The sequence below is a fragment of the Paenibacillus medicaginis genome (assembly GCF_042138635.1).
GTDB classification, from domain to species: Bacteria; Bacillota; Bacilli; order Paenibacillales; family Paenibacillaceae; genus Paenibacillus; species Paenibacillus medicaginis.
Genome location: NZ_JBHIRY010000004.1, coordinates 24142 through 46705 on the forward strand (window position 1 = coordinate 24142; position 22564 = coordinate 46705).

16 protein-coding genes and 1 pseudogene are annotated in these 22564 nt (G+C 50.1%); 4 read left to right on the forward strand and 13 right to left on the reverse strand.

Annotated elements, in window-relative coordinates; all coding sequences use genetic code 11:
• From flgM to ACE5LO_RS05675, 4 genes are all read right to left on the reverse strand, one after another.
• The gene (gene flgM, locus ACE5LO_RS05660; RefSeq protein ID WP_375519067.1) at positions 1–276 is read right to left on the reverse strand and encodes a flagellar biosynthesis anti-sigma factor FlgM; all 276 of its coding nucleotides are present in this window, start codon (positions 274–276) and stop codon (positions 1–3) included.
• 146 nt (positions 277–422) lie between these two features.
• Complete coding sequence (locus tag ACE5LO_RS05665; protein ID WP_375519068.1) at positions 423–833, reverse strand: TIGR03826 family flagellar region protein; 411 nt, start codon at positions 831–833, stop codon at positions 423–425.
• A 178-nt stretch (positions 834–1011) separates the two neighbouring features.
• Positions 1012–1884, reverse strand: a complete 873-nt coding sequence (locus ACE5LO_RS05670) for a ComFC family protein (protein WP_375519069.1) — start codon at positions 1882–1884, stop codon at positions 1012–1014.
• Between the two features lie 126 nt (positions 1885–2010).
• Positions 2011–3966 (reverse strand): ATP-dependent helicase ComFA, encoded by a 1956-nt coding sequence (locus ACE5LO_RS05675; protein ID WP_375519070.1) that lies wholly within the window; start codon positions 3964–3966, stop codon positions 2011–2013.
• A gap of 651 nt (positions 3967–4617) precedes the next feature.
• Between ACE5LO_RS05675 and ACE5LO_RS05680 the strand changes: the two genes are divergently transcribed.
• Positions 4618–5001: a DUF5643 domain-containing protein gene (locus ACE5LO_RS05680; protein ID WP_375519071.1), complete on the forward strand. Its 384-nt coding sequence runs from the start codon at positions 4618–4620 to the stop codon at positions 4999–5001.
• 227 nt (positions 5002–5228) lie between these two features.
• Here ACE5LO_RS05680 and ACE5LO_RS05685 read toward each other — a convergent pair whose 3' ends face one another.
• The 4 genes from ACE5LO_RS05685 to ACE5LO_RS05700 all read right to left on the reverse strand — a co-directional run bounded on the left by ACE5LO_RS05685 (position 5229) and on the right by ACE5LO_RS05700 (position 10355).
• Positions 5229–5657, reverse strand: coding sequence for a hypothetical protein (locus tag ACE5LO_RS05685; protein ID WP_375519072.1), 429 nt, complete (start codon positions 5655–5657; stop codon positions 5229–5231).
• Positions 5658–5723: 66 nt separating this feature from the next.
• The gene (locus ACE5LO_RS05690; protein ID WP_375354622.1) at positions 5724–6446 is read right to left on the reverse strand and encodes a response regulator transcription factor; all 723 of its coding nucleotides are present in this window, start codon (positions 6444–6446) and stop codon (positions 5724–5726) included.
• Between the two features lie 4 nt (positions 6447–6450).
• Positions 6451–7611, reverse strand: a complete 1161-nt coding sequence (locus ACE5LO_RS05695; protein WP_375519073.1) for a sensor histidine kinase — start codon at positions 7609–7611, stop codon at positions 6451–6453.
• 47 nt (positions 7612–7658) lie between these two features.
• The gene (locus tag ACE5LO_RS05700; protein ID WP_375519074.1) at positions 7659–10355 is read right to left on the reverse strand and encodes a stalk domain-containing protein; all 2697 of its coding nucleotides are present in this window, start codon (positions 10353–10355) and stop codon (positions 7659–7661) included.
• Positions 10356–10634: 279 nt separating this feature from the next.
• Between ACE5LO_RS05700 and ACE5LO_RS05705 the strand changes: the two genes are divergently transcribed.
• Genes ACE5LO_RS05705 through ACE5LO_RS05715 form a run of 3 tightly spaced genes read left to right on the forward strand, consistent with a single transcriptional unit; the run spans position 10635 to position 16103 of the window.
• Positions 10635–12056, forward strand: coding sequence for an efflux RND transporter periplasmic adaptor subunit (locus ACE5LO_RS05705; protein ID WP_375519075.1), 1422 nt, complete (start codon positions 10635–10637; stop codon positions 12054–12056).
• On the forward strand, positions 12053–15184 hold the full coding sequence (locus ACE5LO_RS05710; protein ID WP_375519076.1) for an efflux RND transporter permease subunit: 3132 nt from the start codon (positions 12053–12055) through the stop codon (positions 15182–15184). The genes ACE5LO_RS05705 and ACE5LO_RS05710 overlap by 4 nt, the downstream gene beginning before the upstream one ends.
• Positions 15185–15218: 34 nt before the next feature.
• A complete protein-coding gene (locus tag ACE5LO_RS05715) occupies positions 15219–16103 on the forward strand; it encodes a TetR/AcrR family transcriptional regulator (RefSeq protein ID WP_375519077.1) in 885 nt (294 codons plus the stop codon).
• Between the two features lie 63 nt (positions 16104–16166).
• Here the strand turns inward: ACE5LO_RS05715 and metK are convergent, their stop codons facing one another.
• The 5 genes and pseudogenes from metK to ACE5LO_RS05740 form a co-directional block, all read right to left on the reverse strand.
• The gene (metK, locus tag ACE5LO_RS05720) at positions 16167–17369 is read right to left on the reverse strand and encodes a methionine adenosyltransferase (RefSeq protein WP_375519078.1); all 1203 of its coding nucleotides are present in this window, start codon (positions 17367–17369) and stop codon (positions 16167–16169) included.
• 221 nt (positions 17370–17590) lie between these two features.
• Positions 17591–17890, reverse strand: a complete 300-nt coding sequence (locus tag ACE5LO_RS05725; protein WP_375519079.1) for an alpha/beta-type small acid-soluble spore protein — start codon at positions 17888–17890, stop codon at positions 17591–17593.
• A 114-nt stretch (positions 17891–18004) separates the two neighbouring features.
• Positions 18005–18235, reverse strand: a pseudogene (locus ACE5LO_RS05730) (hypothetical protein); the annotation flags it as partial.
• Positions 18236–18336: 101 nt separating this feature from the next.
• Complete coding sequence (locus ACE5LO_RS05735) at positions 18337–19878, reverse strand: stalk domain-containing protein (RefSeq protein ID WP_375519080.1); 1542 nt, start codon at positions 19876–19878, stop codon at positions 18337–18339.
• A 128-nt stretch (positions 19879–20006) separates the two neighbouring features.
• The gene (locus tag ACE5LO_RS05740; protein WP_375519081.1) at positions 20007–22403 is read right to left on the reverse strand and encodes a copper amine oxidase N-terminal domain-containing protein; all 2397 of its coding nucleotides are present in this window, start codon (positions 22401–22403) and stop codon (positions 20007–20009) included.
• Between the last annotated feature and the right edge of the window lie 161 nt (positions 22404–22564).

Below are 22564 nucleotides of genomic sequence, written 5' to 3' on the forward strand. Positions count from 1 at the left end.
CTAGTTATCAGCGTTCTGCTTGAAGAACGGCAGCAGCTTCTCGGCAATTTTGTCCGCATCGACTTTATACGTGCCTGAAGCAACCTGCTGCTTCAATTCCTGGATTCGGTTGGCCCGGTCCGTGTTGCTGCTGCGCTGCAGCATTTCCATAGCCTCTGCGGAGATGGATACCTCGTCCTTGCGCTGGTTTTTCTTCTTGCTTTCCTGAATATTGGATTCGATATTTCGTTGATATGGGTTAATGGCACCGATGCGGTTGGTCTCGTTAATTTTCATAACTTAACTTCCACCCTCCTTAATGTTTCAATATTTTATAGGCAAATTTTATCGAGAAATATAAAAAAACCGATAAGCTCTATTTAAGATTATCGGCGGTTTACAAAGCATTTTGAATAGCGTCAAGTGTATTTAATTCCACTGTACTAGAAAGAGCGCTTTTTGTCGATGACACTGTAGGTAGACGAGCCCATGTTATTGCCCTGGTCCCGTGCATTTTCATTGCGTGTCGCCTCTGTCAGCTCCTTCGTAAGTCGTGTTCTGCAGGAATCGCACATGTGGCCCTCGCGAATGAGGGTTCCGCACACCTCGCATGGATACATCATGTTAGGCGCATTCATAACGGAAATACGACCTTCACGAATAAATTTGGTAATTTGCTTGACGCTCACTTCCGTCGCTTCAGATAACTCCTGAATATTGGAACCCCTGTTATCACGCAGGTGTTGTACACATACCTCATATTCTCTTTCAATATCTTTAATACAATTAAGGCATAGTTCCCGAATGTTAACCGCGTAAAGTTTGCCGCAGCGAGGACAATTGTCAATATTCATCTCGTTCTATTGCTCCTCTCATTTCCGATACACGCACCTCTGATCTTTATAGAGTACACGATATGCGGATGCTTCGTCTAGTGGGGGCTGGCTGTTGTCCGACTTATTTTTGCGTGAACATGCATTTTTCTCCCCTTAGTGAATATATCGGCAGCGGACTGCGGCATTTTAATCATCATCAGGACCTTGCCCAGGTAAGTCCATAAACTTCGAGCTTTAGCCCGATGGCCTCGCCTTCACTGCGAAGGACACGGCTGCACGCCTCAAGCGTGCTTCCGGTTGTGTAAATATCATCTACCAGCAGCACGCGCAGCGGGTGATGGATTCGTGAAGAACCCTTGCGGCGCTCCCTTGCTTCCCACAATAATTCCTGAATGCCAGGCCATGCGGAGAAGGCGGATTTCATGGAGTCGCCTCGCTCTCTGCGGGATTTAAAGCTTTGTTTGCCGGTATCGCGGTTTCTGACAAGCAGCGGACAAAAAGGGATACGTCTGTCGGCAGCCAGGAGCATAGCCAGCCTTTCCGCCTGATTGAAGCCGCGCTCCGCCAGTCTCTCCTCACTCACTGGTACACAGGTAATGAGATCGGGCTGCCACCGCTCTTTCTTATACCGGTTCCATTTCTTCATAAATAAACCTGTAGATTCAAGGGTACGCGCTCCCTGATCCCGGATCGTAAGCTCTGACTGCATAGCTGTATAAGCCCTGCCCAGCATCGCAGCCAGCAAAGGCTCATACGCTTCTTCGCCCCTGTATTTGTACCACGAAATCCATTCTTTCATTTCGGCCGTGTAGGCAACAGCACTGCGGTTGCAGGCGAAAGCTCGTTCCACCCGGTCTGGCCGCAAGCAATCCGGGCAGCCGACAGGACGGCCGCAGCAGCTGCAGCGGATGCGGCCTATCCATGGAATACGATGTGCACAGCGGCTGCATATACCGGGCAATCCGGCGTTAAGTACGGCACGGCCTCCACAGGTGAGGCAGCGTTTAACCGGTGGTTTTAGCAGTTCCTGAAGCTGCCGGCCCAGGGACGCCAAGGATACAACGGGCATGTTGATACCTCCATCGTGAATTCGGATATATAGAAGCAGCAGTACCAGCTTCAATAGGTTCATTTTAAATGTAGATAACCTGATCTGACGCCGAGAAAATAGCCACGTGTACCAGTTGCAGTAGGTTCATTTTATATAGCCAAGCTTTGAGGCCAGCGCATTCATGGCGCGGATATGGGTTATCGCCTGTTTTTGCCCTTTCGTCCATTCAGGTGAAACAAAAACGACCTTGCCTCCGGGATCATCCTTGGAGCGTCCGGCCCTGCCGGCCATCTGTACAAGCGAGGCCTCATCAAACAATGAGTCATTGGCATCCAGAATGTAGACATCGCTCCTGGGAACCGTAACTCCCCGCTCCAGTATCGTCGTCGTGACTAGCAGCCGGATATCTGTATTCCGGAAGCTGCTGACCTTGACGCTCCGGTCGGGGTCCTGCGAAGAGGTTCCAGCCACCCTGATATCAGGGAAACAAGCGGACAGTAATGTTACCAGAGGGTCTATCTGGGTTATGCGCGTGACAAATAAAAATACCTGTGCGCCCCGGGCAAGGGATACCTGAAGCCGTGAGAGCAAGGCGGAAGGGAGCCTTCGTTGCTGCAAGCAGCGGCTTACTGAAGCTCCCGCCAGTCTTACCGGTACAGGGAGCGGATGACGATGGAAACGCACCGGCACCCTGGCATGCGCCAGTGCACCCTGTCTTGCTTCTCTCTGCAGCGTGGCAGGTGGCGTGGCCGACAGATAAATGAATTTGCCTTCCGGGAGACATGCATGCTCGGCCGCATATGCGAGCATGGGATCGTTGTGATAGGGAAAAGCGTCAATTTCGTCCACGATTACAAGGTCAAACGCCTGGTGAAACCTTAACAATTGGTGTGTTGTTGCCAGGGTCAGCCGCCCTTTTTTCCAGCGCTCAGGACTACCGCCGTACAAGAGAGCCATGTCAATATCGGGAAAAGCCTTGGACAGCCGGGGCGCAAGCTCCAGCACGACATCGCGGCGCGGGGATGCCACCAGCGCACTGCCTCCCCGCCGGATCACTTCATCCAGCAGCGGGAAAATCATCTCCGTCTTGCCCGCGCCTGTTACGGCCCACAGCAGGAAGCGCCGGTTGGCATGGAGGGGCTGCCCTGCCCCCGCTGTCTCTGCCAGCGGCCAGCCTAGGCAGCGAAGCCGCTGCAGCCACACAGGCGCAGCGGACCTGGCGGCCGCGCTCGCAGCCGGCGCGGCCAGAAAGCGCAGTGCCGCCTCTGCGGCGGCACGCTGCGCCGGGCTAAGCCCCCACCTCTCCAGGGTGGGGGCGGGCACACGGCCGGCCTGGCTGCGCAGGGCCGGCAAAGCTGCTGCTGCCGCATGAAGCAGCAGCGAACAGGCACGGCTGCGCCCCAGCGCGAGGCAGGCCTCGCAGTAGGCGCAGCCCGCCAGCCCGCACGAGGCGCAGGCCGTGCGGGCCCTGGCCACGCTGCCACAGCGCCGGCAGCGCAGCTCGTTGCGCCGCGCCCGCGAAGCGCGCGGCGCAGTGAGGCCGGCGGCAAAGCCGAGCCGACCCTGGAGGTGCGCAAGCTGCGCGGCGGCGCGCCAGCTTGCGCTTAACGCTGGCGCTGCCTCCGCCAGCAGCGCCGCCAGCTCGGGCACGAGCAGCTTCCGGCCGGCCAGCAGCCCGGCAAGCTCGTCCGCCCCTCGCTGCAGCTCCTCGCGGACCAGATCTCCGCTTCCACCCTTTCCATCGAAGCCGGGTCCGTCATTCCGGCCATCTGCCTGCTTCAACAGCCTTGCTCCTTCCAGCACGGGCTCGCGGCCGGATGACCGCTTGACCGCAAGCTCCTCGAGCAGCCGGGCAGCAACATACTTTTCCCACCCACGCAGTGTCCAGGAGTCCATCTCCGGCAGACTGTGAAAGCCCTCGCACAGCTTAAACGCCCACGGAAGCGGATAGGCTGCACCCAGCAGAATCATCTCCGCCCCTTCGTCAGATCCTCCTTCCCTCTGCCTGGCTTCACTCCACATGCGATCTACCTCCAAGTCCAGAGACAGGTTCATCTCCCAGCCTTTGCGACCACGCAGCACGTACACAGCCACCTTCATGCTTCCGCCCCTTTCCACATTTTAACGCACAAAAAAAGCACACACCGGCCCGCAGGCATCGGCGTGTGCTTCACGCATTTTCAGCTAAATTAAGGTTTATAATATGAATCATTAAGCAGCTAACTTTTTTAACAACTAAATTATTTCTATTATACACATGTCCCGCTTCCCAAATCCAGCACATTTGCCTGGTGCCTCTTCATACAGCTTTGCACGATTATCCCCTTGGATCAGAATGCAGAGTTGAGGGTTGGGATTGAGGCGGATCTAGGGGAATGAATAGAGGAAAACGAGATAAGAAAAACGTCTATCGACGTACATTCAAAGAAGCCAGACCGCGTTTAGCGGAAGTTTTTCTTGAGGTCCCCGGTGTTCTGTTTTTCTGTACCTGAGCGAACGGGATAATCGTGCAAAGCCCCCGAACAGCGAGTTCACATTTCCTGCCATGATCAGCCGCAGCTTAACTGTCAAGCACCGAACTCAACTTTCGCAGTATGAGATCGGCAAACTTGCAAGAAGGAGATGCGAATTCCTGTGACCTTTCATTCCCCTGCCCTGTCTAATTACTGTAAATCGATACAAACACAGCTTAACCATAAAGGTGGTGAAAACGAGTGATCACAGAAAAGGAAATTACCGCCGCGCAGCAGGGTGACCATCTTAAAAGCCTATAAATCCATTTCAACGCTGCGAGAGCCTGCTTATTTCAAAACCTGGATTTTCCGGATTTTGATTAATGAATGCAATACCCTTCTATCGAAGCGGAACCGCAGCGTCGGCGTTTCTGAAAAAGATATTGTACACCTGAATCCCAAACAGACAATAACCAATGACAGCCTGTCATTCACCCTCTCTGAGGTAGATGTCACTCCAATCACAACCAACGTGAAATACTCACTAAACGCACTTGGAAAAACCAAGCTTAGCGATGACGAAGCTTCTGCTCTTATGGGCCATCAGGTGGCCGTTTATGATGACAAAGGAAATCTGCTGCGAGGGTTAAACGGGGAAGGAATGCTGGAAAACAACGAATGAGCATCAAAGTCGATATCCCCTCCAAATAAACTGCCATTCACAACTAACAAAGTTTAAGGGTCCGGTACCTCCCGGCCCTTTTCTCTATATGTACCATCTTCTGCAGGACCCTATTTTTGGAGCACCGCTTAATAGCAAAAAAGCACTCCTCCCATGCCGATCGGCAGAAAGTGTGCTTCACTCCCTCATTATTCATCTTGTTAAATCTAGAGAGAATCCTTGCGAATTCAGCGGACAAGCGGAATCTTATCGGAAGGCTTCATCGTTCTCAGATCAAGCACCGCCTGGGCTTCCCCAGCCTCTAACTCCACTACTGGCGGTACCACAGTAAATGGACTTGAGATCACGGCAAGCTCAAAGCCGCCCGTACGGCCCAGCCGTTCCAGAATACCCACTGTACAGTCCTTCGACTGATCATCTATGACCGATATGTGCAGGGATCGGTTCAGCAAACAGGAATATGCCGCCAGTACTCTGACTACCCATTCCACCCACAACTCATGGTTGGAAGTAATCAGGATATAATGAATGCGCCGTTTATCAGGGCGATTCCGATGCCCTGTCTGCAATTCAGCCACATGCCGTATATAAAGCAAACGAACCACGGCGGCCGCCAGACCGTACACAAGCAAAATCCATGCCAGTTGAATTGCCATGGAAGCCCCACCTCCTCATAGCGACAATATATGCCGGTACGAGGGAAGGAGTGACAGCCTTGCCGGTTACAGAGTAACCCAGCCGTACTTGATAGAGTTGATTACCGCTTGGGTACGGTCGTCTACCTCCATCTTTTGCAAAATGCTGCTGACATGGTTTTTTACAGTTTTCTCACTGATAAAGAGGTATTCCCCGATCATCTTGTTGCTCTTGCCTTCTGCCATCAGACGCAGCACTTCGGCTTCACGCCGGGTCAGCGGATTGTTCTCGCCAGCCACAAATTTCACGCCAGCTTCAGCGGAATGCCCTTCAGCCATGGCACCTGTCTCGTTCAAATAGGTCATCCGGCGCAGCTGCTGAATCAGCTTTCCGGTAACCTTCGGATGGATAAACGCGTATCCTTCATGCACGGAACGAATCGCATTGATCAGCGATTCCGCTTCCATGTCCTTCAACAGATATCCATTAGCTCCTTTACGAAGCGTCTCAAAAACATAGCTTTCATCATCATGAATGGACAGAATGATGACTTTCACATCCGGGAACATCTCGCGCAGCTTCTCGGTAGCCTCCACGCCGTTCTCCACAGGCATATTAATATCCATAAGCACGATGTCCGGTTTCTCCTCATTGCAAAACTCGAGCACCTGGATGCCGTCACCGCATTCTCCGATAACTTCGATATCCTCTTCCATATTCAAAATACGCTTCAGTCCCTCACGAAACAGCTGATGATCATCAGCCAGGAGGACCTTGATTGCTGCAGTTCCGCTATCATGATTTTCCATCCTGTTACTCCTTTCCCTTCTCCACGTTGGTCGGGATATGAATGACGATCTTCGTCCCCTGGTTCTCCGCGGACTCGATCTCCATTCTCCCTTCGAGCAGTTCAACCCTTTCTCGCATGCCAATCAAGCCAAAATGATTGTGATCTTTGCCCTTTTGTTCGAATAACTCAGGTTTGAATCCCAGTCCGTTATCCTGCACAACGATTTTAACCAACTGTGCCTGGTATGTGATCTCTACCAGTACAAAAGTTGGATAGGCATGTTTTGCGGCATTGGTGAGGCCTTCTTGGATCAAACGGTAAATGGCCGCTTCCATCGCGGAAGAGAGACGGTGCTCCTTCCCCCTCGTTTCAAATATCGCCCTTATTTTCGTCTTTTCCTCAAAGTCCTGAACATACTTCCGGAGTGTAGGAATAAGACCCAAATCATCCAGCGCCATCGGACGCAAATTGAAAATGACCTTGCGCATTTCTTCGAGGCTGGAACGGACCTGTCTCTTCAAATCTATTATTTCGTCCTGTACCATCTTGAATTCCTGCTTGGCGAGCATTCTTTCTACAATTTCCGCCCTAAGCACTAGATGAGCGAGCAGTTGCGCAGGCCCGTCGTGTATTTCACGCGAAATGCGTTTGCGTTCTTCTTCCTGTGCAAGAATAATTTTCAAACCAATAAACTGTCGATTCTTGGCAGATTCGATAATCCGGGTCACCTGACCCAGCTCCCCTGATAAATACTCCAGCACCACGCCCATTTGCGAGCCGATCGTCTCCGCCCGCTCCACGGATGCCTCAACGCTCTTCGCCCGCTTCTGGAGATCATCCCTTCTCGCCTTGAGGTAAATCTCCTTCTCACGGTAGATCATCAGGTCCAGCTGGAGCTGGGTAGCCTTTTCATAAGCCGTTTTAATATCCTCTTCCGTATAGCGGACAAAATCCCGGCTGACTTCCGTCAGCCGGATCCGCGAGCGCCGGTAGTTCATCTCCAACTGATCGACCTTCTCGATCGTCTCGGCCGTTTCCTTAAGCACCGTCTGCAGTTCCTGGTTCAAATTAATAAGCTCGGACCGTGCCGAATCCAATACTTCGAACATTTGGTACTTGCTCTTCTCCATCACCTGGATGGCGTTTTTGATGACTCGGTCTATGACATCGGCTTGAAAATCCACGAATTTTAATCTCCAATCCTAGCTTTTCAGGTATATATCATACCATATCATGATTGGATCGTAACGGTCTTCGTTTTTTGCTCCCATTTTACAGTGAGCCCTAGCTGCTCAGATACCAGCCTTAAAGGGACTAAAGTCCTACCATTTAACACCAAAGGCGCCACGTCTGCATTTTTGCGTTTCCCATTCAGGACAAACTGCTTTTCACTCACATTAAGATCCATCAGCACTCCGCCACGGATCACCGTCACGCGCTGCGCGGAGGCATTCCACTGCGCTTGCCCGCCAAACGCATCCAGAATGTATTTAATCGGCACATAGGTAGAGCCATTGCGGGTAATCGGTGCGGCATCGATTACTGTCTGGTTGCCGTTCACGGTCATGGACTTGCTGCCGATACTCATCTGGGCCGTTCCGGTCTTGAGGCCTTGGCCGCTTACCGTACCGGGAGCATTTAACGCAATGTTATCAAACGCTACGGTTCCTGTTTTGGCCCGCTCATCCTGTCCTTCTTCCACGTTGACAACATAGAGACGCTTCAGCTTCGCTGGATAAGCAATATCCAGTCCGCTCAGATCCGCACTCAGTGACTTCCAGCCATTCCAGTCAATCGCTTTGGCAAGGTCCACATAAACCGTGTCACCGTCCGCATCCGCAATCTCGGCCCGCAGCCAGTTGAGGCTTTTGTCCCCAAATACATCCATCGAGATGCCTGTCGCCGGGGTTTGAATGGTTTTACCGGAGGTGCCGTTCAGTTCGGCATAGGCGTACATTTTGCCTGAACCACCTGTCATGTCATAATCCAGCTGTAAAACCTTCGAGCCTGCTTTCTCACCGCTGCCGTCCATGATGGCTGCCGAGCCGGTTACTCCCTGCGCGTTGGTGGTAAAGCTCACATCGTAGCCAGCATTTTCAAAATCCTCCCACATGCTGCTTCCGCCGTCCGCTGTCAGAGTAACCACCGTGCTGAAGCCGTCATAACGGCCGATGGCATATCCAGCCTCTGCTCCGGCGTCGACAGAGGACACAGTCAGCTCGTTCCCCTTGACACTGCCCTTAAAGCCGATAAACTCCCATTTCAGCGCATCGGCGGAAATGCTTACATTCTGTCCGTCCGTTGTTTTGGCCGTCACCGGAATGGAAATGGTCGTTCCTTTGCTAAGGGAGCCTGTACCACTGCCGGCCGTCAAGGAGGATATGCCCTCCGCTCCCAGCACAGTAACCTTCGTAGTGGCTGTCGCCGAGCCGCTCTTGGCGGTCAGGGTTGCCGTTCCCGGTTTTACACCTTTAACTGTACCCCCGCTGGCCGAGACTACCGCCGGGTTGCCAGACGACCAGGTAACGGTAGTAGTCCCAATATTATAAGGGTTATAGTAGGTATCATAACCTTTCAACGTGTAGCTTCCGGTCTGGCCGATCAGCAATGTTTTGCTTCCGCCGACCGTGAAGCCCTTCAGTGTTCCTTGCAGAGCTTCCGAATAAACGCCCACTCCATTAACAATGCTGCGCTGCTGTGTGCCGTATTCGGTGTTGAACGTCAGATCAGGCTCGGTATTGCCGAGGTCGCGGGTAACCAATGTTGTGGAGCCGCCGCCGTCCAGATTCAGACCTTTCCATACGCCGATGCTGGTCATGAATGACTGCAGCTCGTTCAGCGACATACCGGCACTGCTGCCGTTCTTTTCTACAGCGATCAAATAGGCATAGCGATTGTCCTTGGAATACCCTATAGCCGTGCGGGCGCGGGTTCCTCCGATGCTGGATACACTGCGGGAGAAGGAAGACGCCTTGCCCTCGTTCACCAGGATGGTATGGCCCCCGATCATCATTTGCAGGGTTGATGGATCGATTTCTTTGCCGCTCGATTTCACAAGCAGCTTATAGTTTGTCGTAACCGACTCCCCCACGGCCAGATGCTGCTTGACAAAATCGGCCGCTTTGCCGTGTGTGCGCAAAATATAACCGTTCTCCGGCACTGCAATCGGCAGCGCAGCATTCTCCGCGATTTGGGTAACAACCCCGTTCTCGACCAGAACCTCCGTCGGAGTCGTTGAACTGTTTTCCGGCCGTTCCAGTGCCTTCCATGCGGATGTGTAGATATAGGCGGCATTCGAATGGCTATAGCTGCTGCCCGATGTCTCAGGAGTATAGGCAGCCTTATTAATGCCGGCCAATTCAAACGAAGAACCATCGTCAGCAGTAATGGTGCCATCAAATGTAAATTGCTCAACCATAGGAGTGCCGTCCTTCGTCACGGCAAAAGCATACATACCCGACAAATCGGAAGGAGTGGACATCAGTTCGCCGTCAGATACCTGTCCGCCGATCGGCGCGCCTTCGCGGGAGGTGTTGAAATAATCACCGTTAACTCCTGCCACAGCCCCGGTTTCTTTAGCCATGCCTTCCGTGCTTTGCCGTGTCGTGAACTGTCCTCCCTTGCCTGTCATGACATCCAGCTTTACATACGGATTAGTAAGATCGACACGAATGACATCCGCCAGAGCTGTTCCTGAGGAGGTGCTGTACCGGTACTTCATCAGAATAGCCCCCGAAGTAAGAATCTCCTCCCCCAGCTTGACTGCCGAGGCGGCACTGGCCACCGAGCCCCCTGTCCAATTCAACGGCGCAAAGCCGCCCGCCCCAATGACCGGTCCAACCCACAATATACCTGCAAGCGATATAATCGCCAACTTTTTCCCTCTGCCTGTCCCATTGTCCGTTTGTTTGGAGCGACGCAAAACCATTTGGATATAAACTCTCCCATCTGCATGCTTATTTGAATTAAAAAAGCAATTGCTTAGATATTATCCTATAAAACTGTTGCCCTAGTAATAATAGACTGAAAAAAATGCGAAAAGTTACGCCATTCTCGCGATTTTCCTCGTCTAATGTCTGCCCACCGCCAATCTCGCCCACATATTGACAGCTTCATGTCCGCCTTCTATAATCATCTTGAACTATATAGTTCAAATCATACTGAATAGTTTAAATGTTTGTTTATTTAAGAGGAGGAGTAATTGAAAATGGGCAAAAATAAAATCCCACTCTGGCTGCCAGCCATACTCGCCATCACTGTTGTTGCGGCTGGTTGTTCAGCGGAACAACCCGATTCGGATGCCACAGCTGAAGCGGATGCCAACGGTGCCGTTGTAGATACGATGGTTGTCAAAAAAGAATCGCTGAACACAGTGTATGACCTTTCCGGCACACTGCAGGCCTATGAGGAGAGAGCCATTTCTTTTGAAATCGGCGGGCGGGTCGCAGCGGCCTCCCTTGCTGCAGGTGCTTCAGTCAGCAAGGGCAGCGGCCTGGCTCAGCTCGAACAATCGGATTATCGGCTCCAGCTGGCACAAGCAGAAGCCTCCATTCAAGAGGCACAGGCGGCGGTTACGAATGCGGAAGCAGGCATCCGTTCGGCAGATTCTTCATTCGCATCGGCGGAAGCCCGGGTTGAAAGCGCCGAAGCCAACGTACGCAAGGTACATAAGGGTGCACGGGAACAGGAGAAGGCCCAGGCCCAAGCCGCTGCAGGCAAGGCGCAAAGCGCCTATGACAAAGCCAAGGCCGATGCCGACCGCATTCGCAAGCTGTATGAAGCAGGAGCGGCTTCCGCCTCGGACAATGAGAGTGCACAGCTTCAACTGGTCAGTGCCGAAAAGGATCTGGAAGCCGCCCGTGAATCGCTGTCTCTACTGCAGGAAGGAGCAACCGCTGAAGATACGGATGCTGCTAAAGCCGCGCTGAAGGAAGCACTTGCAGGCCAATCCGCCGCCTCCGCAACGCAGCTGCAGGCCCAGTCCTCCAGGGAACAGGCTGCCGCAGCTTATGTAAAGGCTAAAGTAGCCAAGGAGCAGGCTGAGCTTGCTCTGTCCCGCACAACGCTGTCGGCACCATTTAACGGCGTCGTACTGGAGAAGCAGATCGAGCCCGGAGAGCTTGTGGCTTCCGGTCAGACCGTTTACCGAATCGGCAGCATAGACCGCTTGAAAGTGCTGCTCCCCGTTCCGGACAGTGAAATTCAGGATTGGAAAAAGGGCCAGAAGGTTGCCGTCAGTCTGTATGGTGAAACCCGTACCGCGACGGTGTCCGCCATCTACGCCGCTACAAATGCCAGCACAGGCACGATCAACGTCGAGGTTGTCATTCCGAATTCATCGCATGACTGGCTGCCGGGTCAGGTTATAAAAGCTGCGCGCGAGCTGTCTGGCAAACAGGGAATTCTTGTCCCGGTTGAAGCAGTGATTCAGACAGGTGACCAGCCGTATGTATTCAAGGAGGATGAAGGCAAAGCCGTCAAAACGAATGTCGAGTTGGGTAGGGAAATGACCGATAATAAGCTGCAGGTTGTCTCGGGGCTCGGCGAGGGTGACCGTATCGTAACGAAAGGATCCGCCTCTCTCTTTAACGGGGATGTGCTGCGACAAACGGGAGGAAGCAACGAATGATCGCCTATTTCGTCAAGAAACGTAAAATTACGATTCTGTTCTTCCTGATGGCCGTTCTCATTGGTGTGTTCAGCTTCATGCAGCTCCCCCGTCAGGAAATGCCGGATGTCGTCGTCAGACAGGCTATGGTAACCGCCACTTATCCCGGGGCTGCGCCGCAGAAGGTCGAGCAGACCGTCACCAAAAAACTGGAGCAGCGGATCAAGGAGGTTAAAGGGGTGGGCAACATTACTTCGACCTCCGGGAACGGATTTTCGTCCATTCTGGTCGAGACCGAGGATGACGCCGATCCGGAAGTCGTCTGGGATGAAATGCGCAAAAAAGTACAGGATGCCCAATCGGATCTGCCGGAGGACGCCGAGGTACCGGTGATTAACGATAATCTTGCCAGCTCCTTTATCGGCTCCTATGCCATCACTGCGGACTCCCGAGATTCCCTGTATAACTTGAACAGCTTGATGACAAGCTGGGAGGATCAGCTCGGAGCGCTTGATGGCGTTTCCAATGTGACGATTTCCGGCCTGCCTGATCAAGAGGTCAAGATCGCGATCGATACACAGAAGCTCCAGCAGTACCGGCTGCCCTGGGGGCGGGTTGTGCAGGCCGTTCAAGCCCGGATGAACCTGGTACCGACCGGTGATGTGGAATATAATGACCGGACCTATCAGCTTATCGTCAAAGAAGCCTCGGACCCGCAGGAGTTGAGCAGGCTCCTGATCACCCGTACCGAATCCGGTTCGCCTGTGTATCTCAGTGATATAGGAACCGTTCAGCTTACTCATGCCGATGCGGATGTCCATGCGTACGCGGAAGGAAAACCGGCGATTCGTATTTCACTGGGCGCCGAGACAGGAACGGACATCCGTACGATGAATGAGAGAGTCAACACCAAGCTGGCAGAATTGCAAAAAACACTCCCGGAGGACGTGAAATTCGTTACCCTCTTTGCACAGAAGGACAATGTCGATGAAGTCTTCGCCGACCTGTCCCGTGAGACACTTTTGGCGATCGCAGCCGTAATCCTCATCTGTACGCTGGGATTAAACCTGCTGACCTCCTCCTTTGTCGCTTTAGCTATCCCTGTCTCCGTTGCTATAGCCATGATCTTTCTTCCTATGCTTGGCGTTACGCTTAATCAGATTTCCGTGGTCGGGCTGATCATCGTGCTCGGCATTCTGGTGGATGACGCGGTCGTCGTAAATGACAATATCGAGCGCAGGTTAACGGATTTGGGAGAATCCCCGGCCGAAGCAGCCGTGAACGGTACCAGGGAGGTGGCGGTATCGATATTGACGGCCACGCTCGCAACCATTTCGGCATTTATGCCTCTGATGTTCCTCAGCGGGGATACCGGCGCGTTTATCAAACCAATCCCGGTCGTGATCTCGCTGGCTATGCTGGCCTCTATGCTGATGTCCCTGGCCATCATCCCCATTTTTCGGGAATGGTACGAGACGCGCAGACTTCACAAACGCAAGGATAACACGGCCAAACCGGCCGGGCTGCTGGGCCGTCAAATTCAGAGCCTGACTCAGCTCTACTCCGGTAAAATCATGGCTAGAGTCGTGAAAAGGCCGCTGTTTACCGGCCTCGCCGGGCTGCTTATCGGAACAGCCGCCTACGGTCTTGTGCTGTTTACGCCGATTGAGCTTTTTCCGGAGGCTGAGGACCCGCATATGACCATCAATATTACGATGCCTGTCGGGACCTCGCTCTCGGAAACGGACCGTATCGTGCAGGAGATAGCCGGATGGGTGCAACAGCAGCCGGAAGCGGAGAAGGTGGCCTATGCCGCTGGAGGCGGAGCGCCGCAGCTTTACAGTGATTTGAATGGTGGCACTTCTTCAGAAGCAGGCGACATTTACGGCCAGATTACCGTTATTGGCAAAGAACACAGCTTTGAGCTCGACAAGACACCTGAAGTCTGGAGCAGGCATTTTGATAATACGTATCCTGGGATTACGATTACAGAAAGGATTCCACGCCTCGGAATCCCTGTCGGCAAGCCTGTATCTGTTCGTATTTCCGGCCCGGAAACCGGGGAGCTACAGGCACTTACCCAGCAGGTACGGGAGTCCATAGCTTCTATAGACGGCACGACAGGGATTACGGACGACATGGGAATTGAGCGCTACGCCCTGGAGCTTGAGGTCAATCAGCAGGCTATGGACCAGTATCAAGTCAGCTACGCCGACTTGACGCAAACTCTGCTGCTGTTGAATGAGGGTCTGGACGCCAGCCAGTTTGATACCGGCTCGGAGCTGATTGACATCAAGGTGTATCTGAATCAGGACAATACAGACCCGAATGTGCTGCTTCAGCAGCTTAATGTGACCAACACCTCCGGCACGCAAATTCCGTTGTCGCAGCTTGTCCAGGTCAAGCCATCCTTTGCCATCCAGCAGATCAGTCATTATAATCTGGAGCGGACGGTTACCGTTGAGGCGGATCTGGATGGGCGGACGGCCACGGATGCTGCTGCGGATGTAAATACAAAGCTAGCGAAAATTTCTTTCCCGGAGGGATACTCCTGGGAGATCGGCGGCGAAACTTCGGACCAGAACGAAATTTTTGCCGATTTGGGCACACTGTCGATTGTTGTTGTCTTTTTGATTTTAATTTTGATTACAATTCAGTTCTATTCCATTGCGATTCCGCTGATTATTATGACAACGGTCTACCTGGCAGCCGCAGGCGGTATTCTTGGAATATTCCTGACAGGTATGCCGATTGGCTTCATGAGCATTATGGGCATCATTGCGCTTGCCGGCATCGTTGTGCGGAACGGCATCGTGATGATTGAATTTATTGAGGATGCCCGCCATCAGGGGATAGAGCTTGAAGAAGCGGTTATACAGGCCACCGCCGCTCGTTTCCGGCCGATTTTGCTAACGTCGCTCACGGCCATTGTGGGGATGATCCCGATCGCGCTGCTGGGCAGCCTGCTTTTCAAGCCGCTCGCATATGCCATTATTTTCGGTCTGTTGTTCTCTACACTCCTGACTCTGTTTGTGGTACCATCTCTTTATATGCTGATGGCCAGATACAAGCTAAGACGCAAGCATCGCAAGGAAAAGAAAGCAATTGTGGAGCTTGACACCTCTGACACTGGGTATCTGCAGCAATAAAGTATCGCTAGGTATCGCTAGGAGGAACATGGACTTGGATAACAAGAGAGACGATATTGTACAGGCGGCCATGCGGCTGTTCTCCAAAAAAGGCTTTGTTGCGACCTCTGTCGAGGAAATTGCCAAGGAGAGCGGGATGGCCAAGGCATCCTTCTATAAATATTTTCAGGGAAAGCATGAACTGCCTATGGCCGTCTGCTTTAGAATGGAAGAAGACATCCGGAAGGGTATTAAAGCTTTGTACAGCCAGACAGGCCTCTCGTCCAGGGATAAGCTTCTTCAGTTTTTTAAAATCTATCTGAATAACATTATTGGCAATAAAATTCATATGCTGATCATTACTGACCCGTTCCCGGCCAACACTTATGATGAAGAAACAACTGAGGCTCTGGATGGGCATGAGAAGCGCCTCTTTCTCTGGATCCGCGACGCTCTGCTTGATGTGTACGGTCCCGATGTGGAGGAACATATCTGGGATATCGCATTTATTTTAAAGAGCGTAACCTTTGAATATATCCAGATGTTCGAAAACCGTGTGGAGAAGGAGAGCATCGACAAGCTGGCGGATTTTTTTCTTTATATCACCGATTCTCTGATTGCAGGAATGCGTCAGCAGAGCGGACCGCCCAGTTTTTTGTGGGGCCTGGAGGGCTGGTTTGCCAGCAGCAGAGGACCTGACCCTCTCCAGGAAGGGAAAAAAATTGCCGGCTTGCTCGAGAAATTGGAAGCGAGGCTTATGCGCTTAAGCCTGAGCGATAGCAATAAACAGGAGTTTTTGGATATCATCAGCCAGTTGAGAAAAGAAGCCTCTGCGGACGATGCGTCCGCCGGGCTGCTTAAGGCGATGCTGTCTTATCTGGAACAGCTTGATGAACTCAAGGAAGAATGTTTGAAGCTGAGAGGCTTGTTGGGTTTGTAAAATAAACAGACGACTGAATGTTCTCAGTCGTCTTTGTTTATTTTATGATATGAAAAAATATAATTACAATCCGGCTTGTTGCTTAAGAGTTTCTGCCTTATCGACACGCTCCCATGGCACATCCAGGTCTGTACGACCAAAGTGCCCATAGGCCGCTGTTTGCTTGTAGATCGGACGACGCAAATCCAGCATGCGGATAATGCCTGCAGGACGGAGGTCAAAGTTGTTGCGAACCAGTTCAACCAGCTTCTCGTCGCTAATTTTACCCGTTCCGTAAGTATCTACGTTAATAGAAACCGGGGTTGCCACGCCAATAGCATAAGCAAGCTGAATTTCGACTTTATCCGCGAGACCGGCTGCAACGAGGTTTTTGGCGACATAACGCGCTGCGTAGGCTGCAGAACGGTCAACTTTTGTCGGATCTTTACCAGAGAAAGCTCCCCCGCCATGGCGTGCATAACCGCCGTAGGTGTCTACAATAATTTTGCGGCCTGTCAGACCTGCATCCCCTTGCGGTCCGCCAATAACGAATCGGCCAGTCGGGTTAATATAATATTTTGTCTGATCATCGAGCAATTCGGCAGGGACTACCGGCAAAATGACTTGCTCCTTGATATCCTTCTGAATCTGCTCCAGGGTAGCTTCCTCAGCATGCTGTGTGGATACGACAATCGTATCGATACGAAGCGGTTTACCGTCTTCATATTCTACCGTGACTTGGGTCTTGCCATCTGGACGCAGATAATTCAAAGTGCCGTTCTTGCGCACTTCAGACAGACGACGCGCAATGCGGTGAGACATAGCGATTGGCAGCGGCATCAATTCAGGTGTCTCGTTCGTTGCAAAACCGAACATCAGGCCTTGGTCACCTGCACCTATGTTTTCTGTCTCCTTGTCCATCTCCGCAGGATCGCGGCTTTCCAAAGCTGCGTTAACGCCTTGAGCGATGTCGGGAGACTGTTCATTCAAAGAAGTAAGTACCGCGCATGTGTTATAGTCAAAGCCATATTTGGCACGTGTATAACCAATTTCTTTCACTGTATTGCGTACAATGGATGGGATATCCACATATTCCGACTTCGTGCTGATTTCACCAATAACAAGAACCAGCCCTGTTGCTACAGATACTTCGCAGGCTACACGTGCGTTAGGATCATTAGCCAGAAATGCGTCCAAAACGGCATCGGAAATCTGGTCACAGATTTTATCCGGATGACCTTCCGTAACGGATTCGGACGTAAAAAGGTGACGGCCTTTTACAGACATGAATTTAAACCTCCCGCTAGAGAAATAATGAATAATGAATATGGCATACATATTGAATGTTGTTCAGTATATGCAAGCTCTTGCCCAGTAGTGCCCAATGCAATGCAATATTCCGTACTCAAAAAATAAACCTTTTCCGACTGGAAAAGGTTCTACAAGTCTCAACTGCCATGATAGCGCATTTGATATATGGTGTCAATGAATTGAGACTAAGGGGTTTATTACATTAAGCCAAGCCTTGATAATTCACCTTCTGCACTTTGAATCAAACGCTTGGTAATTTGTCCTCCAACAGACCCGTTTTCACGAGAGGTCAGATGACGCCATTCAACTGTCCCAGTAGCTGCTGTATAATTGGTCCCTAATTCTCCTGAAAATTCAGTGTCAGTTGTTCCATTCGTCGAGCTTGCATATAAAGGGTTGTGTACCGGCAATCCTAATTCAGCGGCAATTTCATATTTCATTTCCTGCAGCATGCTTCGACTTGCGGGTACGATATGATTACGACGTTTTCCCGGCATGTAGTGCCACCTCCATATGAATGTTGTATGGTTATTTTGCCGGAATGAGCCGCATTCAGCCATGCACATATTGTTAAATCAGGGAATTAAGAAACCGGGTAATCCACTTCTTGTTTACTGAACTGAATAACCTTCACGAACCATGACTGTCACATTGTAGGTTTGCCCTTCTTGAACTTGTATCCCTCTGCCTTCACGCGGGAAAGATAACAGATGATTTTTCTTAACAGCCTGATTATGGAATATTTCCGTTCCATCCGTAATATCAATGGCCCCGCTGGCATCCATACTGTAAATGGCAGCATAGCCATTACGGACGATGAACTCAACCCCCGCTTTGGCAATAAAAACCCTATCATAATAGGTTTGTATAACGAGGACAAGAAAAAATCCCCTACAGGAGGGGATTTATCCATACATTGATTCATATTCTACTTTGCATTAAGTTAACCTTGTGCACCTGCTCCGGCAAGCCATGGCTTCTCATAAGCCATTTTTGCGTTATCCAGGCCTGTAACGATTGAAGTCATTTGTTGCTTCAAAGATTCAAGCTGAAGCTCAGCTTGGAACACTTCATATTCTGTAGACATACCAAGTTCGAAACGCTTTTTCGTCATATCAAGAGCATTTTGAGCGCTTGTCATGGAAGCTTGCAGCTGTGCATACTGTGTTTCGAGAGTTTTAATCTGATCATAGGTCTGCCGAACTGCATCTTCTAATTGTTTTTTTGCATCCGCTACGCTGATTTTTTTCAAATCAACATTGATTTCTTTGTTTTCATAGGCGTTATCGGTACTGCCAACAAAGTTAAAATAATTAATATCCAGTTCAGCTTGCTCGATCTCCCGCTCAGCCATCCATACGGTAGGACTATCTCCCTGAACACGTCCAACGTGTGCTTCTACATCGTCCTTAAACACTTCAAATTTAGGGGTATCCGGCACTTCATACTTTTGATCCGCTTTATAACCGATTAACGCATTTAAGGATCGGTAAGCATCATCCAAAGTTTTAGCGGCTACTTCTTGTGCAGCCTTTTGTTGTGTTAGTGTATTTTGGGCCTGGGTTACATCATAGTCACTGGCCATTTGATTATCCCGCTTAGTCTGTGCGATACGCAGTTTCCATTCCGTATCAGCTACATTCAAATCGGCAATACGCTTTTTCTCAATAGCATCAATGATGGCATTATATAATCTTTTGACCTGAAGACCGGCGCCATCTTTCTCGGTCTCCAATTTCTTTTGAGATTTAGAATAGTTAATTTGCTGTTGGCTATAATTATTGAACGCCGAATTAGCTGCATCATTGCTTCCGTTGCGTGGAGGGACAAAGTCGATATCATCTGCTGCATCCTCCAAGCTGTTGTTTAGTGACTTAAGAGTCGCTTCCTGTGACTTAATAGAATTGCTATTGCTAATCGCAAGCGCTACTGCATCTTTATAAGCAAGCGGTTCTGTATTCGTTTCATAAGTGGCATATGTGCTTGTAACAGCTGTTTCCAGCGGATTCAGGCTATTTTGTGCAGCAGGTGTGGTTTGGCCAGTAGATGTGGTTTGAGCTGTTTCAATCTTTACAGTTGAAGTTGCTGCATCCCAATTTACTTTGGCGCCTAACGATTCACCGACAAAACGCAGCGGGACATAGGTTGAGCCATTTATGGCCTTAGCAGGTGTAGCCAAAGCAATAGATTGCCCATTTTTATAAGCAGTGGTGCTGTTAATACGAAACTCGAGTGTGTCTGAACCTTTGGCCGCAGTAATTTTGTGGTTCGCTTCGTCGTAGCTCACTTGAGCTCCCAGAGATTCAAAAATGGCGCGAAATGGAACCAAAGTTGCATTATGATTTAATACAGGCTGCTGAGCATAGGATTGGGTCACTCCATTAATGACCACCTTAATGTTATCAGCCGCTGCAGCAGAACCTACGCCAGATATAACCGAAGAGAGCAACACCGTGGACAACAAAGCCGAGCTTAGTCGTTTCATATCAAGGATACCTCCAAATCTGAATAAAAATGAAGAAAGTATAAACTCACATCATATTGTGCATATTATTGAAAAAAGGGTTCCATAAAGGAACCCCTTTCTCATTATTAAAATGTGTTAAGAACGAATTACTTCTGGGAAACTGTAACTGTTTTAGCAGTTGCGTCGTAGCTAACAGTTGCTCCCAGAGCTTGTGCTACGAAAGTCATAGGCAGCATTGTACGGTTGTTCTTAGTCACTGCTTTAACGTCCATAGTAATTACAGTACCGTTAATAGTCAGTTTGTTAGTGTTCAGTTTGATTTGAGCTACACGGTCACCCTTGATCAGAGTTACAGTGGAAGTAGCTTTATCAAACAGAATGTCTTTAGGACCTACGCCCAGAGCGTCAGCAACGTAACGAACTGGCAGGAACGTACGAGAGTTCTCGATGTAAGGAGCAACGTCAGCTGTTTTGGTTTCACCATTCACAGTGTAAGAAGTACTGTTGACTGTGAATACAGTCGACAAGTTCTGATCGTTAGGAGCTGGAGTGGATACAGTTGCGATTGCTACTTTAGCAGCTGCATCGTTGTCTTCCCACTTCGTGTACACTTCAGTTTCAGAAACTGCGCTACCACGAACGTCCAGAGTAATGTCGCCTTCTGGAACAGTACGATCCAGATCAATAGTTACGCCAGATACAGTGATTGTGCTTGCAGCAGTGCTGTCAGCATCAATTGTGAACAACACTCTGTTATCATCAGAAGCTCTTCTTACATTGGAGATCTTAGCATCGCCAGAAGTTACTTCAACTTTTGGAGTAGATGTGAAGTATACACCTTTTGGCAGTTCCAGACTTACAGTACCGTCATCTTCCAATGCTTCTGCTTGGCCTTCAGTCAGTGTGAAGCTGGAAGCTGTTTGACCAGTAGCACCGATGATTACGTTAGGCTTGTTGGATGCTGCTGCAGTGACAGGAGCTACTGCTTTAGCAACAACTACTTCACCTTCAACACCGGCATTACCGCCAACAGTAACTTTCACATCACCTGTGAAATTGCTTGCCAGTGCCAGTTCAACATCTTCAAATTCCAGAGTTGCTTCGTCAGTGTCGCTGCTGTTTCTTGTAACTGTGTACTTCGCTGTACGACGATCTGTACCAGTGTAACCAGCAAATTTCAGTGTAACACCTTCGTCTTTGATTGTTTCTTTTCCACCAGGAGCTTCAAGGTCACGGTAATCCGGAGCAGCCGAATCTTTATAAACCGCCTCATAAACAGGCTGCCAAGCAGCACCTTCTGGCAAGGTCAGTTCAAGTGTACGGCCGTTAACCAAGCTCTCGCCAATAGCTTCAGTCAACTTGATATCCGCTATTTCTTGCTCATCTTTACCTGCAGTGATTGTTGGAGCATCAGCTGCAGAAAGTGTGCTACCGTAGTCACCATAAGTACCGATTTTAGCGCTAGTTACGTTAGTGCTTGTTTTACCGGAAATGCTAGCATTAATGTCGCCAGCTTTCACTGAACTGGAGTCATCAACCTCGAAATCGAAAGGAATTTCGAATTTGGTTGCTTTTTCAGATGGAACATCGCTAGTATACGTAATTACCAACTCACGGCCATTATCACCTTTAGTATCGAATTTCAGGTTTTTAGGATCAGCATCACCGTAAATGGCCTCAACGTTAGCACGAAGAGATGTCCAAGAATAACCGCTAGGCAACTTGACTTTCACTTCTGTTGCAGTTGAGAATGCACCAGCTTTTGGCTCTTCCAGAACGATTTTTGGTGTAAATCTGTTATTAGAAGTATCCAAGCTTGAGAATGCCAGGTTCAGATCATCAGAGTCTGTGATTTTAGCAACTGTTGCTTTACCAGCTGGGAATACGCTGGAAGAGGAAGCTTCAAATGAAACTTCAGCATCATCGTTTTCGCCCTCATCAACCCAGATTTTACCCAGACGCAATGTGAATTTAGCAGGGTCACCAGTTACTTCTTTGGTTGCACCATTGTAAGTTACAACGATACGGTCCGAAGCAGCTACTCTAGCTGAAAAATCACCTTCAGCAAGTTTAGTCGCAGAAACAGCACCGTTAGCAGTCAAGGAAACACCGTTGCCAGCCCCTGTAATTGGGAAAGCCGAGAAGTCGTAAACTGTAGTACCAAGAGTGTTATAAGTGCTCGCAGCTACACTGGATTTGGCTTGCTCTTTAGTCGCAAGATCATAATCCAATTTGATGACTACTTCGTCGCCTTTATTGAGTGTTGTGCCTTCAGGAATTGAAAATGTTACAGAACCCATTGAGACTACTCCACCGTCGCTAACAGTTGGAGTGTTAGTAGCTTTGATTTCCCCGCCGCCAGCAGCGTGGATTGCAGTTGGAGCAACGAGTGTTGCTACAGGTGCTGCTACACCAGCAACCAGAGTTGCAGTAGCAAGCACGTTGATCATTTTCTTGTTAAACTTTGTCATAACCTTTTTTTCTCCTCCTTGAATATCATGCGATACAATATTCTTTTCTTTGTGTCGGATCTTGTCACTCATCAGTCGTTACACCTCCTTTCCGAGCTTTCATAACCCTTATAAAATGATATCTGTGACAATATCACAGAAGCTTGGAATCAAGATCATAAAGAAAGCGTACATCTCACAACTTACTCCAGTATTATACAATGTCATTACAATGTCGTAAAGAATTTTTTTAT

Bases quoted from the DNA above. Each gene is read 5' to 3' on its own strand.
- ACE5LO_RS05725 (WP_375519079.1), bottom strand. From the start codon at position 17,890: ATGCCGGGAAAACGTCGTAATCATATCGTACCCGCAAGTCGAAGCATG.
- ACE5LO_RS05710 (WP_375519076.1), top strand. From the start codon at position 12,053: ATGATCGCCTATTTCGTCAAGAAACGTAAAATTACGATTCTGTTCTTC.
- flgM (WP_375519067.1), bottom strand. From the start codon at position 276: ATGAAAATTAACGAGACCAACCGCATCGGTGCCATTAACCCATATCAA.
- metK (WP_375519078.1), bottom strand. From the start codon at position 17,369: ATGTCTGTAAAAGGCCGTCACCTTTTTACGTCCGAATCCGTTACGGAA.
- ACE5LO_RS05675 (WP_375519070.1), bottom strand. From the start codon at position 3,966: ATGAAGGTGGCTGTGTACGTGCTGCGTGGTCGCAAAGGCTGGGAGATG.
- ACE5LO_RS05690 (WP_375354622.1), bottom strand. From the start codon at position 6,446: ATGGAAAATCATGATAGCGGAACTGCAGCAATCAAGGTCCTCCTGGCT.
- ACE5LO_RS05670 (WP_375519069.1), bottom strand. From the start codon at position 1,884: ATGCCCGTTGTATCCTTGGCGTCCCTGGGCCGGCAGCTTCAGGAACTG.
- ACE5LO_RS05685 (WP_375519072.1), bottom strand. From the start codon at position 5,657: ATGGCAATTCAACTGGCATGGATTTTGCTTGTGTACGGTCTGGCGGCC.
- ACE5LO_RS05735 (WP_375519080.1), bottom strand. From the start codon at position 19,878: ATGAAACGACTAAGCTCGGCTTTGTTGTCCACGGTGTTGCTCTCTTCG.
- ACE5LO_RS05665 (WP_375519068.1), bottom strand. From the start codon at position 833: ATGAATATTGACAATTGTCCTCGCTGCGGCAAACTTTACGCGGTTAAC.
- ACE5LO_RS05740 (WP_375519081.1), bottom strand. From the start codon at position 22,403: ATGAGTGACAAGATCCGACACAAAGAAAAGAATATTGTATCGCATGAT.
- ACE5LO_RS05705 (WP_375519075.1), top strand. From the start codon at position 10,635: ATGGGCAAAAATAAAATCCCACTCTGGCTGCCAGCCATACTCGCCATC.
- ACE5LO_RS05700 (WP_375519074.1), bottom strand. From the start codon at position 10,355: ATGGTTTTGCGTCGCTCCAAACAAACGGACAATGGGACAGGCAGAGGG.